Consider the following 15,771-nt stretch of genomic DNA (forward strand, 5'->3'; position numbering starts at 1 on the left):
CACCTTTAGCCGAGAATTTCTTCGACGGACTTGCCACGCTTCGCCGCGATATCACCCGGCGTCGACTGCTTGCGCAGGCCGTCGAGCGTTGCACGAACGAGGTTGTACGGGTTCGTCGAACCATGGCTCTTGGCCACAACATTCTGCACGCCCATCACGTCGAACACTGCGCGCATCGGGCCGCCGGCGATCACACCGGTACCGTCCTTCGCCGGAGCGAGGAGGACCATCGATGCGCCGTGCTTGCCGTGCACTTCGTGCTGCAACGTACCGTTCTTGAGCGGTACCTTGAACATGTTGCGACGAGCCTGTTCCATTGCCTTCTGGACGGCAACCGGCACTTCCTTCGCCTTGCCCTTGCCCATACCGACGCGACCATCGCCATCGCCAACCACGGTCAGTGCGGCGAAACCGAGAATCCGGCCGCCCTTCACCACCTTGGTCACGCGATTGACCGAGATCATCTTTTCACGAAGGCCGTCGTCGCGTTCGTCAGCCTGAACTTTCGCTTGCATCTTTGCCATGACGAATTCTTCCCTTAGAACTTGAGCCCGGCTTCGCGCGCAGCATCAGCCAGCGCCTTAACGCGGCCGTGATAGCGGAAACCCGAGCGGTCGAAGGCGACGGATTCGATGCCGGCAGCCTTAGCCTTTTCTGCAATGCGCTTGCCGATCAACGTGGCAGCGGCGACGTTGCCGCCCTTGCCGGTCTTTTCAGCCAGTTCCGCACGCACTTCGGCTTCGAGCGTCGACGCGCTGGCGAGCACCTTGGTGCCGCACGGCGAGAACACCTGTGCATAGATGTGCGTGTTCGTGCGATGCACGGCGAGACGCGCGACCTGCAGCTCAGCGATCTTGATACGCGTCTGACGAGCGCGGCGCAGGCGAGATTGAGTCTTATCCATGATTGCGCACCCTTACTTCTTCTTCGTTTCTTTAAGGATCACGACTTCGTCGGCGTAGCGCACACCCTTGCCCTTATAGGGCTCGGGCGGACGATAACCGCGAACTTCCGCAGCTACCTGGCCGACCTTCTGCTTGTCGATTCCCTTGATCACGATTTCGGTTTGCGTCGGGGTTTCAGCCTTGATGCCTTCCGGCATCTGGTGCACCACCGGGTGCGAGAAACCCAGCGACAGATTCAGCTTGTCGCCTTGCGCCTGTGCGCGGTAACCGACGCCAACCAGCGTCAGCTTGCGCTCGAAACCCTTCGTAACGCCGTGCACCATGTTCGCAACCAGTGCGCGCATCGTGCCCGACATCGCATTCGCTTCGCGGCTTTCGTCAACCGGCTCGAACTTCACGACGCCGCTGTCGATCGCCACCTTCACGAGGCTGTTGCCAGCTCGCGAAATCGTACCCAGTGGGCCCTTGACGATGATGTCGTCGCCGCTCAAGGCAACTTCTGCGCCTTGCAGCACGATCGGGCTTTTACCTACTCGAGACATGTTTCTCTCTCCTTTCGGCTTAAGCGACGTAGCAGATGACTTCGCCGCCCACGCCAGTAGCGCGAGCCTTGCGGTCAGTCATCACACCCTTGGGCGTCGAAACGATCGCCACACCCAAGCCATTCATGACCTGAGGGATGTCGTTACGGCCACGGTACACACGCAGACCAGGCTTCGAAACGCGTTCAAGGCGTTCGATAACCGGGCGGCCAGCGTAGTACTTCAACGCGATATTCAATTCAGACTTCGCACCTTCGGACTTCACTGCGAAATCATCGATATAGCCTTCGTCCTTCAGGACCTGCGCGATCGCAATCTTGACTTTCGACGAGGGCATTGTCACCGAAACCTTCTCAACCATCTGCGCATTGCGGATGCGAGTCAGCATATCGGCGATAGGATCACTCATGCTCATTTACGTATCTCCTATTACCAGCTCGCCTTGGTCAGGCCAGGGATCTCGCCACGGAACGCGATTTCACGAATCTTGTTACGCGCAAGGCCGAATTTACGGAACGTGCCACGCGGACGACCGGTAATGGCGCAACGATTGCGCTTACGGGTCGGGTTCGAATTACGCGGCAGTTGTTGCAGTTCCAGACGGGCCGCATAACGCTCTTCGTCCGTCTTGCTTTGGTCGTCGATGATCGCCTTCAGCGCGAGGCGCTTCGGTGCGAACTTCGCTGCAAGGCGGGCGCGCTTCTTTTCACGTTCGATCAGTGCCAGTTTAGCCACGGTAACCTCAGTTTCTGAACGGGAACTTGAAGCTGGCGAGCAGTGCCTTTGCTTCGTCGTCAGTCTTCGCAGTCGTCGTGATGCTGATATTCAGCCCACGCAGTGCGTCGATCTTGTCGTAGTCAATTTCGGGGAAAATGATCTGCTCTTTCACACCGATGTTGTAGTTGCCGCGACCGTCGAACGCACGACCCGACACGCCACGGAAGTCACGCACCCGGGGGAGCGCAACCGTCACGAAACGGTCCAGAAATTCGTACATTGCCTGGCCACGCAACGTGACCATCGCACCGATCGGATAGCCCTGACGGATCTTGAAGCCGGCAATTGCCTTGCGCGCCTTCGTGATCACCGGCTTCTGACCAGCGATCTTCGTCAGATCGCCCACAGCGTTTTCGATGATCTTCTTGTCAGCGACGGCTTCGCCAAGACCCATATTCAGGGTGATCTTGGTGATGCGCGGCACTTCCATCACGGACTTGTAACCGAACTTCTCGGTCAGGCCGGGAACAACCTTCTCTTTATAGAACTCTTGCAAACGTGCCATTTTTCACTCCGCAGCGTCAGGCGCTCAGCACTGCACCGGTCGATTTGAGGAAACGAACCTTCTTGTCTCCCTCGACCTTGATGCCGACACGCGACGGCTTGCCATTTCCGTCGACCAGCGCGACGTTCGAAATGTGCAACGGCATTGTCTTTGCTTCCACGCCGCCCGTCGTACCCTTCATCGGATTCGGCTTGACATGCTTCTTGACGATGTTGATGCCTTCGACAGTCAGGCGATCTTCATCAAGGGCGAGCACGACTCCGCGCTTGCCTTTGTCTTTGCCGGTGATGATGATGACCTCGTCACCCTTGCGAATCTTGTTCATCGCGACTCCTTACAGCACTTCCGGTGCCAACGAAACGATCTTCATAAACCGTTCGGTGCGCAACTCACGTGTAACCGGCCCGAAAATGCGGGTGCCGATCGGCTCAAGCTTGGCATTCAAAAGCACGGCGGCATTGCCGTCGAACTTGATCAGCGAGCCGTCCGGACGACGCACGCCCTTGGCGGTGCGAACCACCACGGCGTTATAAATTTCGCCTTTCTTGACGCGCCCGCGCGGCGTTGCCTCTTTGACGCTCACCTTGATGATGTCGCCGATGCTGGCATAACGACGCTTCGAGCCGCCGAGCACCTTGATGCACAGGACTTCACGTGCACCCGTGTTGTCGGCCACTTCAAGCCGAGTTTCGGTCTGGATCATGGTTTATCATTCCCAACTTAATCCGGACGCGCCACCATGGCACACCCGGTCAGTCTTGGTCCCGTCAGCCGACTGGCTGCTTGGGTAAGAACAGCAGCGACAGCAAACGAAACCCGCCATCGCAATCCGGTGAATCTTTCAGCCCGGACTGGCGCCCGAACTGCTTCCCCCACCAACTTCGCCCGCGATGGGGCTCCCACAAAGAGGGAAGACCGAGATTATAACAAATAATCCCGGTCTTGCAAGCGAAACTTACTGCGATTTCAGCTACTTCAACAACTGTGCAATCTTTAGATCACGCGAGCTGCTTCGACCAGGCGCGACACGGTCCAAGCCTTCGTCTTTGCGATCGGACGGGTTTCCTGGATTTCGACGAGGTCACCCTCGTTGTACGTGTTCGTCTCGTCGTGCGCGTGATACTTCTTCGAGCGCACAACGTACTTGCCGTACATCGGGTGCTTCACGCGGTGCTCGACCAGCACGGTAACCGTCTTGTCCATCTTGTTGCTGACGACCTTGCCGACCAGCGTCCGCTTAAGCGAGGTTTTTACGCTATCGTTCATTTCTGGTTCGCCTTCTCAGTCAGGACGGTCCGCACACGTGCGATGTCGCGACGAACCTTCTTCAGCTGGCTCGTGTTCGTGAGCTGCTGGGTCGCGAGTTGCATGCGCAGGCCGAATTGCGCCTTCAACAGGTCCGACAGCTCCTTGTTGAGCGCGGCCTGATCTTTCGGGTGAAGTTCGGAAGCCTTCATCGTTTACTCCTTAGGCGCCGAGCTGGCGCACGATAAACGCCGTCTTCAGCGGCAGCTTCGCTGCAGCCAGACGGAACGCTTCGCGTGCCAGTTCTTCGGTTACGCCGTCCATTTCGTACAGCATCTTGCCCGGTTGAATCTCTGCGACGTAGTACTCAGGGTTACCTTTACCGTTACCCATCCGTACTTCAGCCGGCTTTTGCGAGATCGGCTTGTCCGGGAAAATGCGGATCCAGATCCGGCCACCGCGCTTGATGTGACGCGTCATGGCACGACGAGCAGCCTCAATCTGACGCGCCGTCAGGCGGCCACGACCGATCGACTTCAGACCGTACTCACCGAACGACACCGCGTTGCCGCGAGTAGCCACGCCGGTGTTACGACCTTTCTGCTCTTTGCGATACTTCCTGCGTTTCGGTTGCAGCATCGTTATTCTCCAGTCTTGCCGTCGCCGTCGGGCTTGCCACCCGGCGTCGCGCGACGCGGCGCACCACGGCGCGCACCTGCCGGGGCTCCGCCTTCGCCATCACGGCGCGGACGACGATCGCCACCCGGGCGCGCATTGCGGCGCGGACGCTTTTCTTCAGCGACTTCTTCCACCACCGGTGCGTCGTTGCGGCCGAGCGTGTCGCCCTTGTAGACCCACACCTTGACGCCGATGATGCCGTACGTCGTCTTCGCTTCCGAAGTGGCGTAGTCGATGTCCGCACGCAGCGTATGAAGCGGTACGCGACCTTCGCGATACCATTCCGTACGGGCGATTTCGATCCCGTTCAGACGGCCCGCGCTCATGATCTTGATGCCCTGGGCACCAAGACGCATCGCGTTTTGCATGGCACGCTTCATCGCGCGACGGAACATGATCCGGCGCTCGAGCTGTTGCGTAATCGAATCGGCGATCAGTTGCGCATCAGTTTCCGGCTTGCGGATTTCTTCGATGTTCACGTGAACCGGAACACCCATGCGCTTCTGCAGCTCGGACTTCAGCAGTTCGATGTCCTCGCCCTTCTTGCCGATCACGACACCCGGACGCGAGCTGTAAATCGTGATGCGAGCGTTCTTTGCCGGACGCTCGATCACAACACGGCCCACCGAAGCGTTCTTCAGCTTCTTCTTCAGGTATTCACGAACACCGATGTCTTCCTGCAACATCGCCGCGAAATTGTTGTTGTTCGCGTACCAACGCGACGCCCAATTGCGGCTGACGGCCAAACGGAAGCCAGTCGGATGAATTTTCTGTCCCATCGTATGACCCCTTAATTCCCGACCGTCACAGTGATGTGACAGGATTGCTTCTCGATGCGGTTGCCGCGGCCTTTAGCGCGCGCGGTGAACCGCTTGAGAGAGGCCGCCTTATCGATATAGATGCTCGTGATCTTGAGCTCGTCGATATCAGCGCCTTCGTTGTGCTCCGCATTCGCGATCGCCGACAGCACGACCTTTTTCACGATGCCAGCCGCTTTCTTCGGCGAGAACGTCAGAACGTTCAGCGCCTTGTCGACCGGCAAACCGCGGATCTGGTCAGCCACAAGGCGCGTTTTCTGCGCCGAGATGCGGGCACCGCGATGAATTGCTTTCACTTCCATCATGAGCCCCTTATTTCTTGGCCTTCTTGTCGGCTGCATGACCCTTGAACGTACGGGTCAATGCAAACTCGCCAAGCTTGTGGCCGACCATGTTTTCCGAGACGTACACCGGAACGTGTTGACGGCCGTTATGGACGGCGATCGTCAGACCGATGAAGTCCGGGAGGATCGTCGAACGACGTGACCAGGTCTTGATCGGTTTCTTGTCGCGCGTAGCTGCAGCCGCCTCTACCTTCTTCAGCAAATGGGCGTCGCAGAACGGACCTTTTTTTACAGAACGTGCCATTGTCTGCTCCTTAACGCTTGTGACGGCGCTGGACGATCATGCTCGTCGTGCGCTTGTTGCTGCGGGTACGGTAGCCCTTCGTCGGCGTGCCCCACGGGCTCACCGGATGGCGACCTGCTGCCGTCTTGCCTTCACCGCCACCGTGCGGGTGGTCGACCGGGTTCATGACAACGCCACGCACCGTCGGACGGATACCGCGCCAGCGATTTGCGCCGGCCTTACCGATTTGACGGAGGCTGTGTTCTTCGTTGCCCACTTCACCGATCGTTGCCCGGCACTCGACGTGCACGCGGCGGATTTCGCCGGAGCGCAGGCGAACCTGCGCGTACGTGCCTTCGCGAGCCAGCAGCATGGCCGACGTGCCAGCCGAACGTGCGATTTGCGCGCCCTTGCCCGGCAGCATTTCGATGCAGTGAATCGTCGTACCGACGGGGATGTTGCGGATCGGCAGCGTGTTGCCAGCCTTGATCGGCGCTTCCGAGCCGGACAGCAGTTGCTGGCCGACCGTCATACCCTTCGATGCGATGATGTAGCGACGTTCGCCGTCTGCGTACAGAACCAGTGCGATGTTCGCGCTGCGGTTCGGGTCGTATTCGAGACGCTCGACCTTTGCCGGAATGCCGTCCTTCGAACGCTTGAAGTCGACGATACGGTACTGTTGCTTATGACCACCGCCCTTATGGCGTGTGGTGATGTGGCCGTTGTTGTTACGGCCGGCGGTCACGCTCTGCGAATCGAGCAGCGGTGCGAACGGCTTGCCCTTATGCAGATCCTTGTTGACCACCTTGACCATCGCACGGCGGCCCGGCGAAGTCGGCTTAACTTTAACGATTGCCATGATTACTTGGCCTCCGCTTCAAAGTTGATTTCCTGGCCGGGCTTCAGGCAGACATACGCCTTCTTCACGTCCTTGCGCTTGCCCATGAAGCGGCCAAAGCGCTTGGCTTTACCCTTCTGGACCAGCACGTTGACGGAATTGACTTCCACCTTGAACAGCAGCTCGACAGCAGCCTTCACTTCCTGCTTCGTCGCATCCGGCGCGACTTCGAACACGACTTGCTCGTGCTTGTCGGCCACCAGCGTCGCTTTTTCGGAGATCACCGGCGCGAGCAGAACCTGCATCAAACGATGATCGTTTTTGCGAATCTCGCTCATGACAGCAACTCCTCGATCTGGGCGACCGCGGCTTTCGTGATCAGTACTTTCTTGAAGTAGATCAGCGACAGCGGGTCGGCATAACGCGGCTCGACAACCGCCACGTGGGCGAGGTTGCGCGACGCGAGGTACAGGTTTTCGTCAACCGTGTCGGTAATGACCAGCACGGAATCGAGACCCATTGCCTTGAATTTTTCGGCCAGCAGCTTGGTCTTCGGCGCTTCGAGCGTCAGCTCGTCAACCACCGAGATACGGCCTTCACGGGCCAGCTGCGAGAAGATCGAGCAGAGACCTGCGCGATGCATCTTCTTGTTGACCTTGTGCGAGAAGTTTTCTTCCGGCGAATTCGGGAAGATACGGCCACCGCCGCGCCACAACGGGCTCGACGACATACCGGCACGGGCGCGGCCCGTACCCTTCTGGCGCCACGGCTTCTTGGTCGTGTGCTTGACCTGCTCACGGTCCTTCTGCGCGCGGTTGCCGCTACGGGCATTGGCCTGGTAGGCCACCACGACCTGGTGAATCAGGGCTTCGTTGTAGTCACGGCCGAACACGACGTCCGACGCGCTGACTGCTGCGCCTTCCTGACCATTGGCGTTCAGGAGCTTAAGTTCCATTATTTCGCTCCTTTCACGGCACGCGTCTTCACGGCCGGCGTCACGAAGACCTTGCCGCCCTTCGCCCCCGGAACGGCACCGCGGACCAGCAACAGCTTGCGGTCGGTGTCGATACGAGCGATTTCGAGGTTTTGTACCGTAACGGTGTCGTCACCCATGTGACCGGTCATGCGCTTACCCGGGAACACACGGCCCGGATCCTGCGCCATACCGATCGAACCCGGCACGTTGTGCGAGCGCGAGTTACCGTGCGAGGCACGGCCAGATGCGAAGTTGTGACGCTTGATGGTACCGGCGTAGCCCTTACCGATCGACACGCCTTGCACGTCGACTTTCTGGCCCACTTCGAAGACATCGACGTCCACCACTGTGCCAGCCGACAACTCGGCTGCCTTAGCGGCATCGATCTGGAATTCCTTGAGGATTTCGCCTGCCTGAACACCGGCTTTGGCGAGATGACCTGCGAGCGGCTTCGTCACGCGTGAAGCACGGCGCGTACCGAACGCAACCTGAACAGCTGTGTAGCCGTCGGTTTCAACAGTCTTGATCTGCGTCACGCGGTTGTCGGACACGTCCAGCACGGTAACGGGAATCGAATCCCCTTCAGCCGTGAAGATACGGGTCATGCCAACCTTGCGACCTACGAGTCCAAGGCTCATCGTTTTCTCCATTCCCGACTGCGATTGGTCGGGGCTAATTTACAAAATGCCGGCGCTCGGACCCGTGTTTAACCGGGAAATCACACCGACTTTTTTGCGCAAATGCGCGAAAAGCTTTGCATTATAGCAGGCTTTTCGTTTTCCGCAAGCAATCAATGACTTAGCACTGCCCGATACCCCGGACAGTCTGTACAACCCTTATTGCAGCTTGATTTCGACGTCCACGCCAGCCGGCAGATCGAGCTTCATCAATGCGTCGACGGTCTTGTCCGTCGGATCGACGATGTCCATCAGGCGCTGGTGGGTACGAATTTCGAGCTGGTCACGCGACGTCTTGTTGACGTGCGGCGAGCGCAGAATGTCGAAGCGTTGAATACGCGTCGGCAGCGGCACCGGACCACGGACGATCGCGCCAGTGCGCTTGGCCGTATCGACGATTTCAGCAGCCGATTGATCGATCAGGCGATAGTCGAAAGCCTTCAGGCGAATACGGATTTTCTGGTTCGGCATGACAATTCCTTGAAAAGAGCGAGGCGGTCTTGCACCGCCGGATTAAAAAAGAACGTAGGACCGGGCACCCTCCGCGGAGGCGGGCACCCGGTCCCGGGCACCTTTACTGCAACTACAACAGCAAGCCCGCGATTTTACTCGAGGATCTTGGCAACGACACCAGCGCCGACGGTACGGCCACCTTCGCGGATAGCGAAGCGCAGACCTTCTTCCATGGCGATCGGGTTGATCAGCTTCACCGTGATCGTCACGTTGTCGCCCGGCATCACCATTTCCTTGTCCTTCGGCAGCTCGATCGAGCCCGTCACGTCCGTCGTACGGAAGTAGAACTGCGGACGGTAGTTGTTGAAGAACGGCGTATGACGGCCGCCTTCATCCTTGCTCAGCACGTACACTTCGGCCGTGAAGTGCGTGTGCGGGTTGATCGAACCCGGCTTGGCCAGCACCTGGCCACGCTCCACGTCTTCACGCTTCGTGCCGCGCAGCAGGATACCCACGTTGTCGCCCGCCTGACCCTGGTCGAGCAGCTTGCGGAACATTTCCACGCCCGTGCACGTCGTCTTCACCGTCGGCTTGATCCCGACGATTTCGATTTCTTCGCCGACCTTCACCACGCCGCGCTCAACCCGGCCCGTCACCACCGTACCGCGACCCGAGATCGAGAACACGTCTTCCACCGGCATCAGGAATGCGCCGTCCACTGCGCGCTCCGGCGTCGGGATGTACGTGTCCAGTGCGTCGGCCAGGTTCATGATCGCCACTTCACCCAGTTCGCCCTTGTCGCCTTCCAGCGCCAGCTTGGCCGAACCCTTGATGATCGGCGTGTCGTCGCCCGGGAAGTCGTACTTCGACAGAAGTTCGCGAACTTCCATTTCCACCAGCTCCAGCAGCTCGGCGTCGTCCACCATGTCGCACTTGTTCAGGAACACGATGATGTACGGCACACCGACCTGACGCGCCAGCAGGATGTGCTCACGCGTTTGCGGCATCGGGCCGTCAGCGGCCGAGCACACCAGGATTGCGCCGTCCATCTGCGCTGCGCCCGTGATCATGTTCTTCACATAGTCAGCGTGGCCCGGGCAGTCAACGTGCGCGTAGTGGCGGTTCGCCGTTTCGTACTCCACGTGCGCCGTGTTGATCGTGATACCGCGCGCCTTTTCTTCCGGCGCTGCGTCGATCTGGTCGTACGCCTTCGCTTCGCCGCCGAACTTCGCGGTCAGCACCGTCGTGATCGCTGCCGTCAGCGTGGTCTTGCCGTGGTCAACGTGACCGATCGTGCCAACGTTCACGTGCGGCTTCGTCCGTTCGAATTTACCTTTTGCCATGATTCTCTTCTTTCAAAAATGTTGATCGATTGATGACTTGCCGCGCGATTACTTCGACTTGGCGCTGATGATCGCTTCCTGCACGTTGCGCGGCGCTTCGGAGTAGTGCTTGAATTCCATCGTGTACGTCGCACGACCTTGCGTGAGCGAACGCAGCGACGTCGAATAGCCGAACATTTCCGACAGCGGCACTTCTGCACGAACGATCTTGCCACCGCCGACCATGTCTTCCATGCCCTGAACGATACCGCGGCGACCCGACAGGTCACCCATCACGTTACCCATGTAGTCTTCAGGCGTTTCCACTTCCACCGCCATCATCGGCTCGAGCACGACCGGGTTCGCGCGGCGCATCGCTTCCTTGAACGCCATCGAGCCAGCCATACGGAACGCATTTTCGTTCGAGTCGACGTCGTGGTACGAACCGAACGTCAGGTGAACCTTCACATCAACCACCGGGAAGCCGGCCAGCACGCCAGCCTTCAGCGTGTCCTGGATACCCTTGTCGACCGCGGGGATGTATTCGCGCGGAATCACGCCACCCTTGATCTCGTCGAGGAACTCGTAACCCTTGCCCTGCTCGTTCGGCTCGAGCGTGATGGTTGCGTGACCGTACTGGCCGCGACCACCCGACTGCTTGACGAACTTGCCGTCGACATCCGTTGCCGTGCCGCGAATGGTTTCGCGGTATGCCACCTGCGGCTTGCCGACCGTCGCTTCGACGCCGAACTCGCGCTTCATCCGGTCGACCAGAATTTCGAGGTGGAGCTCGCCCATGCCCGAAATGATGGTTTGACCCGATTCTTCATCCGTCTGAACGCGGAACGACGGATCTTCCTGAGCCAGACGGTTCAGTGCGAGACCCATCTTTTCCTGGTCGACCTTGGTCTTCGGCTCGACGGCCTGCGAGATCACCGGCTCCGGGAAAATCATGCGTTCGAGCACGATAGGATGCTGCGGATCGCACAGCGTGTCGCCCGTCGTCGCTTCTTTCAGGCCGACAGCCGCGGCGATGTCGCCCGCGTGCACTTCCTTGATTTCTTCGCGCTGGTTCGCATGCATCTGCAGAATCCGGCCGAGACGTTCCTTCTTGTCCTTGGTCGCATTCAGCAGCGTGTCACCCGACTTGACGACGCCCGAGTACACACGGAAGAAGATCAACTGGCCGACGAACGGGTCGGTCATGATCTTGAACGCGAGTGCCGAGAACTTTTCGTCGTCAGCTGCGCGGCGCTCTGCCTTCTCGCCGTTTTCGAGTTCGCCCGTGACCGGGGGAATGTCAACCGGCGACGGCAGGAAATCGATCACGGCGTCGAGCATACGCTGCACGCCCTTGTTCTTGAACGCGGTACCGCACAGCATCGGCTGGATTTCGCACGCGATCGTACGGTCGCGCAGCGCCTTCACCACTTCCGCTTCGCTCAGCTCTTCGCCGCCGAGGTACTTTTCCATCAGCTCTTCGCTGGCTTCGGCAGCCGACTCGATCATCTTTTCGCGCCACTCGTTGCACGTGTCAACGAGTTCAGCCGGGATGTCGATGTAGTCGAACTTCGTACCTTGCGACGCTTCGTCCCACACGATCGCCTTCATCTTGATCAGGTCGACAACGCCCTTGAAGCTCTCTTCCGAACCGATCGGCACTACAACCGGAACCGGATTCGCCTTCAGACGCGTCTTCAACTGTTCATAGACCTTGAAGAAGTTCGCGCCGGTACGGTCCATCTTGTTGACGAACGCGAGACGGGGAACCTTGTACTTGTTCGCCTGACGCCACACGGTTTCCGACTGCGGCTGCACGCCGCCCACTGCGCAATACACCATGCATGCGCCGTCGAGCACGCGCATCGAGCGTTCCACTTCAATCGTGAAGTCGACGTGGCCCGGGGTGTCGATGATGTTGATGCGGTGTTCCGGATAGTTGCCGCCCATGCCCTTCCAGAAAGCAGTGGTAGCAGCGGACGTAATCGTGATGCCGCGCTCCTGCTCCTGCTCCATCCAGTCCATGGTTGCAGCGCCGTCGTGCACTTCACCAATCTTGTGGTTCACGCCGGTGTAAAACAGAATGCGCTCGGTCGTCGTCGTCTTGCCGGCGTCGATGTGAGCGCTAATACCGATATTGCGGTAGCGCTCGATAGGAGTCTTGCGAGCCACTTTGATCCTCTATGGGGGTTGGCGCGCGGGACATGAATCCCTGCGCGCCCTAACACAAACGGGCGAGGCGCTTTAAAGCGCACCCGCCCGGAATTTCTTTCCGCTTGACCCGGGGTCGGGACGCTTAGAAACGGAAATGCGAGAACGCCTTGTTGGCTTCTGCCATCCGGTGGACTTCGTCGCGCTTCTTCATCGCGCCGCCGCGGCCTTCAGCAGCCTCGGACAGTTCACCAGCCAGGCGCAGGGCCATGGACTTCTCGCTACGCTTTTTCGCAGCCTCACGCAGCCAACGCATCGCCAATGCCATACGACGCGACGGGCGCACTTCGACCGGAACCTGGTAGTTCGCACCACCAACGCGACGGCTCTTCACTTCGACCACCGGCTTCACGTTGTTGAGCGCTACCGTGAACACTTCCAGCGGGTCCTTGCCACCCTTGGTCTGGATCTGTTCAAAAGCGCCGTACACGATACGCTCGGCAACCGACTTCTTGCCGGAGAGCATCAGTACGTTCATGAATTTTGCTACATCAACGTTACCGAACTTCGGATCCGGCAACACTTCCCGCTTGGGGACTTCGCGACGACGCGGCATGTTTCTTCCTTTAACTTTTCAGTTGGAACCGTGCCTTTCTGGCACCTGGCCCCGCGGTCACCAACTAACCCGATCCATCTTTTACGACTAACCAGCCCGGTCGGGTGACCACTTACTCGACAGCACCGGCGAATCCGGCACCACCGCCATTACCGCCCTTTCAGGCGACCTGAACCCTGTTACTGCTGACCGGCTGCTTACTTGCCGGCCTTGGCGCGCTTCGCACCGTACTTCGAGCGAGCTTGCTTACGATCCTTGACGCCCTGGGTATCCAGCGAGCCACGAACCATGTGATATCGCACACCCGGCAAATCCTTCACGCGGCCGCCGCGGATCAGCACAACCGAGTGTTCCTGCAGGTTGTGGCCTTCACCGCCGATGTACGAAATAACTTCGAAGCCGTTCGTCAGACGAACCTTGGCGACCTTACGGAGCGCCGAGTTAGGCTTCTTCGGCGTCGTCGTGTACACGCGGGTGCACACGCCACGACGCTGGGGGCAGTCCTGCAAGGCCGGGCTCTTGCTCTTCACAGTTTCTGAAGCGCGGCCTTTGCGAACCAGTTGATTGATGGTTGGCATTGTTTATTCCTGAAATTGAACAAAATCGATGCAACTGTTTCTGGGCAAAGCAGAAATGGAGAGCATCGAAAACTTCCAAACTCCCGTATCCAAGCCGCAACCGACGCACGAAAGACGTGCGCGGGCAAGCCAAAATCCGGAACCTAGCATGATATTCTGGAAATACCAACTGAGTCAACAGCTTGCGAGGGTTTGGAGAGGGGTGTAGTCAGTCCGCGGACACGACTTCCAGCAGTTCGGTACCGAAGCGATCGAGCTTGCGGGCGCCGATGCCCGGAATATGCCGCAAACCGTCGATTGTCTCGGGCCCATTGCGGGCAATCTCGGCGAGCGTTGCGTCGTGGAAGATCACGTAGGCCGGTACGCCGTCGCTCTTCGCGGTTTCCGTGCGCCATGTGCGCAGGCGCTCCCAGCGGGCGCGTTCGCGCGGGCCCATGCCGAGCGTCGGGTCGGCGCGCTCGCTGGTGCGGCCCGACGACTGGCGCGTCCGCGTCGGTTTCACGTAGCGGCGCAGCGTCACGTTCTGCTCGCCCTTGAGCACCGCCTTGCTCGCTTCGGTCAGTACCAGCGAGCCATAGCCCTCGTGGTCGACAGACAGGTAGCCGAACGCGACGAGCTGGCGGTATACCGCACGCCACTCGGGCTCCGACAGCGCAGCGCCGATGCCGAACGTGCTGATCTTCTCGTGACCGCGCTGAAGGATTTTCTCGCTCCGGTTGCCGCGCAGGATGTCGATCAGATGTCCTGCGCCGAAGTGAAAACCGCTCGCGCGCTGCGCGCGGAACACACAGGACAGCGCCATCTGTGCCTCGCGGGTTGCATCCCACGACGCCGGCGGTTCGAGGCAGGTGTCACAGTTGCCGCACGGCGCGCTCGGTTCGCCGAAATAGCCGAGTAGCCGCACGCGCCGGCACGATGCGGCTTCGCACAGGCCGAGCAGCGCATCGAGCTTGCCGGTCTGCACGCGCTTGTGCGCCTCGTCCGCCTCGGATTCATCGATCATCTTGCGCTGCTGCACCACGTCGCCGAGACCGTAGGTCATCCACGCGTTGGCGGGCATGCCGTCGCGCCCAGCTCGGCCGGTTTCCTGGTAGTAGCCTTCGACGCTCTTCGGCAAATCGAGGTGAGCGACGAAACGGACGTCGGGCTTGTCGATGCCCATACCAAAGGCGATCGTCGCGCACATCACGATGCCCTCCTCGCGCTGAAACATCTCCTGATGCTTCTGGCGGATCTCGAACTCCATGCCCGCGTGATAAGGCAGCGCGCGCACGCCCTGCGCCTTCAGCCATTCCGCGGTTTCCTCGACCTTGCGGCGCGACAGGCAATAGACCACGCCGGCATCGGTGGTGCCGTCCTGCCGCGTGTGTTCGGCGCGGATGAAGTCGAGCAGCTGCGACCGCGCGTTGTCCTTTTCGACAATGCGGTAGCGGATATTCGGACGATCGAAGCTCGATACGAAGATGCGCGCGTCATCGAGCGCGAGACGCTGGACGATTTCCTCGCGGGTGATCGCGTCGGCGGTCGCGGTGAGCGCGATACGCGGCACCGACGGAAACCGTTCATGCAGCACGGAGAGCTGGATATATTCCGGCCGGAAGTCGTGCCCCCATTGCGACACGCAATGCGCTTCATCGATCGCGAAGAGGCCAATGCGCGCGCGCTCCAGCAGCTCGAGAAAGCGCGACGTCATGAGCCGTTCCGGCGCGACGTACAACAGGTCGATATCGCCTTCGCGCAAGGCGCGCTCGGTCGCGGCGGCTTCCGCGCCGGACAGCGTCGAATTCAGGTAAGCCGCGCGCACGCCGACCTCGGTGAGCGCCGCGACCTGATCCTGCATCAATGCGATCAACGGCGACACGACGATGCCGGCGCCGAAGCCCGCTTCGCGCCGCACCAACGATGGAATCTGGTAACACAGCGACTTGCCGCCGCCGGTCGGCATCAACACGAGCGAGTCGCCACCCGCGGCCACGTGCTCGACAATCTCGCCCTGCTGCCCTCTGAACGCGGGATAACCGAAGACTTCTTTGAGAATTTCGAGCGGACGGGACATTGAGATCGGGAAGAGACGGCGGGGCGGACTGACGAATTTTACCAACGCATCCGGCCCGTGCCCGCAT

General features: G+C 59.8%; 24 protein-coding genes. All 24 read right to left on the reverse strand.

Annotation, left to right across the window (positions count from 1 at the left end; all coding sequences use genetic code 11):
• Positions 1–5 precede the first annotated feature (5 nt).
• Entirely contained in the window at positions 6–524 is a 519-nt protein-coding gene (rpsE, locus tag FNZ07_RS31730; protein ID WP_091019634.1) for a 30S ribosomal protein S5, read from the reverse strand.
• A 14-nt stretch (positions 525–538) separates the two neighbouring features.
• Positions 539–904 (reverse strand): 50S ribosomal protein L18, encoded by a 366-nt coding sequence (rplR, locus tag FNZ07_RS31735; protein WP_091019632.1) that lies wholly within the window; start codon positions 902–904, stop codon positions 539–541.
• A 12-nt stretch (positions 905–916) separates the two neighbouring features.
• Positions 917–1,447 (reverse strand): 50S ribosomal protein L6, encoded by a 531-nt coding sequence (rplF, locus tag FNZ07_RS31740; RefSeq protein WP_091019630.1) that lies wholly within the window; start codon positions 1,445–1,447, stop codon positions 917–919.
• Positions 1,448–1,466: 19 nt separating this feature from the next.
• Entirely contained in the window at positions 1,467–1,862 is a 396-nt protein-coding gene (gene rpsH, locus FNZ07_RS31745; protein WP_091019626.1) for a 30S ribosomal protein S8, read from the reverse strand.
• Between the two features lie 14 nt (positions 1,863–1,876).
• Entirely contained in the window at positions 1,877–2,182 is a 306-nt protein-coding gene (gene rpsN / locus FNZ07_RS31750) for a 30S ribosomal protein S14 (RefSeq protein ID WP_091019624.1), read from the reverse strand.
• Positions 2,183–2,189: 7 nt separating this feature from the next.
• Positions 2,190–2,729, reverse strand: coding sequence for a 50S ribosomal protein L5 (gene rplE / locus FNZ07_RS31755; RefSeq protein ID WP_091019622.1), 540 nt, complete (start codon positions 2,727–2,729; stop codon positions 2,190–2,192).
• Positions 2,730–2,745: 16 nt separating this feature from the next.
• Entirely contained in the window at positions 2,746–3,054 is a 309-nt protein-coding gene (rplX, locus tag FNZ07_RS31760; RefSeq protein WP_091019620.1) for a 50S ribosomal protein L24, read from the reverse strand.
• Positions 3,055–3,063: 9 nt separating this feature from the next.
• Positions 3,064–3,432, reverse strand: a complete 369-nt coding sequence (rplN, locus tag FNZ07_RS31765) for a 50S ribosomal protein L14 (protein ID WP_091019618.1) — start codon at positions 3,430–3,432, stop codon at positions 3,064–3,066.
• A gap of 290 nt (positions 3,433–3,722) precedes the next feature.
• The gene (rpsQ, locus tag FNZ07_RS31770) at positions 3,723–3,995 is read right to left on the reverse strand and encodes a 30S ribosomal protein S17 (protein ID WP_091019616.1); all 273 of its coding nucleotides are present in this window, start codon (positions 3,993–3,995) and stop codon (positions 3,723–3,725) included.
• Positions 3,992–4,186 (reverse strand): 50S ribosomal protein L29, encoded by a 195-nt coding sequence (rpmC, locus tag FNZ07_RS31775; protein ID WP_091019615.1) that lies wholly within the window; start codon positions 4,184–4,186, stop codon positions 3,992–3,994. Before rpmC ends, rpsQ begins: the two co-directional genes overlap by 4 nt.
• A 10-nt stretch (positions 4,187–4,196) precedes the next feature.
• Positions 4,197–4,613 (reverse strand): 50S ribosomal protein L16, encoded by a 417-nt coding sequence (gene rplP / locus FNZ07_RS31780; RefSeq protein WP_091019613.1) that lies wholly within the window; start codon positions 4,611–4,613, stop codon positions 4,197–4,199.
• A 2-nt stretch (positions 4,614–4,615) separates the two neighbouring features.
• A complete protein-coding gene (rpsC, locus tag FNZ07_RS31785) occupies positions 4,616–5,431 on the reverse strand; it encodes a 30S ribosomal protein S3 (RefSeq protein WP_091019612.1) in 816 nt (271 codons plus the stop codon).
• Positions 5,432–5,442: 11 nt separating this feature from the next.
• Positions 5,443–5,775, reverse strand: coding sequence for a 50S ribosomal protein L22 (rplV, locus tag FNZ07_RS31790; protein WP_007180133.1), 333 nt, complete (start codon positions 5,773–5,775; stop codon positions 5,443–5,445).
• Positions 5,776–5,782: 7 nt separating this feature from the next.
• Complete coding sequence (gene rpsS / locus FNZ07_RS31795; RefSeq protein ID WP_091019609.1) at positions 5,783–6,058, reverse strand: 30S ribosomal protein S19; 276 nt, start codon at positions 6,056–6,058, stop codon at positions 5,783–5,785.
• A 10-nt stretch (positions 6,059–6,068) separates the two neighbouring features.
• On the reverse strand, positions 6,069–6,896 hold the full coding sequence (gene rplB / locus FNZ07_RS31800; protein WP_091019606.1) for a 50S ribosomal protein L2: 828 nt from the start codon (positions 6,894–6,896) through the stop codon (positions 6,069–6,071).
• Positions 6,897–6,898: 2 nt separating this feature from the next.
• On the reverse strand, positions 6,899–7,213 hold the full coding sequence (gene rplW, locus FNZ07_RS31805; protein WP_091019604.1) for a 50S ribosomal protein L23: 315 nt from the start codon (positions 7,211–7,213) through the stop codon (positions 6,899–6,901).
• On the reverse strand, positions 7,210–7,830 hold the full coding sequence (rplD, locus tag FNZ07_RS31810; protein WP_091019602.1) for a 50S ribosomal protein L4: 621 nt from the start codon (positions 7,828–7,830) through the stop codon (positions 7,210–7,212). The genes rplW and rplD overlap by 4 nt, the downstream gene beginning before the upstream one ends.
• Positions 7,830–8,489, reverse strand: coding sequence for a 50S ribosomal protein L3 (rplC, locus tag FNZ07_RS31815; protein ID WP_091019908.1), 660 nt, complete (start codon positions 8,487–8,489; stop codon positions 7,830–7,832). Before rplC ends, rplD begins: the two co-directional genes overlap by 1 nt.
• A gap of 198 nt (positions 8,490–8,687) precedes the next feature.
• Positions 8,688–8,999, reverse strand: coding sequence for a 30S ribosomal protein S10 (rpsJ, locus tag FNZ07_RS31820; protein WP_091019600.1), 312 nt, complete (start codon positions 8,997–8,999; stop codon positions 8,688–8,690).
• Positions 9,000–9,133: 134 nt separating this feature from the next.
• Positions 9,134–10,324 carry an elongation factor Tu gene (tuf, locus tag FNZ07_RS31825; RefSeq protein ID WP_091019580.1) on the reverse strand — a complete coding sequence of 397 codons (1,191 nt, stop codon included), beginning with the start codon at positions 10,322–10,324 and terminating at the stop codon, positions 9,134–9,136.
• Between the two features lie 48 nt (positions 10,325–10,372).
• On the reverse strand, positions 10,373–12,475 hold the full coding sequence (gene fusA, locus FNZ07_RS31830; protein ID WP_091019598.1) for an elongation factor G: 2,103 nt from the start codon (positions 12,473–12,475) through the stop codon (positions 10,373–10,375).
• Positions 12,476–12,599: 124 nt separating this feature from the next.
• Positions 12,600–13,070: a 30S ribosomal protein S7 gene (rpsG, locus tag FNZ07_RS31835; RefSeq protein ID WP_006053291.1), complete on the reverse strand. Its 471-nt coding sequence runs from the start codon at positions 13,068–13,070 to the stop codon at positions 12,600–12,602.
• A 197-nt stretch (positions 13,071–13,267) separates the two neighbouring features.
• Positions 13,268–13,648 (reverse strand): 30S ribosomal protein S12, encoded by a 381-nt coding sequence (gene rpsL, locus FNZ07_RS31840; protein WP_035935550.1) that lies wholly within the window; start codon positions 13,646–13,648, stop codon positions 13,268–13,270.
• Positions 13,649–13,856: 208 nt separating this feature from the next.
• Positions 13,857–15,704, reverse strand: a complete 1,848-nt coding sequence (gene recQ / locus FNZ07_RS31845) for a DNA helicase RecQ (RefSeq protein WP_091019595.1) — start codon at positions 15,702–15,704, stop codon at positions 13,857–13,859.
• Positions 15,705–15,771 lie beyond the last annotated feature (67 nt).

This window comes from Paraburkholderia megapolitana (genome assembly GCF_007556815.1).
GTDB classification, from domain to species: domain Bacteria; phylum Pseudomonadota; class Gammaproteobacteria; order Burkholderiales; family Burkholderiaceae; genus Paraburkholderia; species Paraburkholderia megapolitana.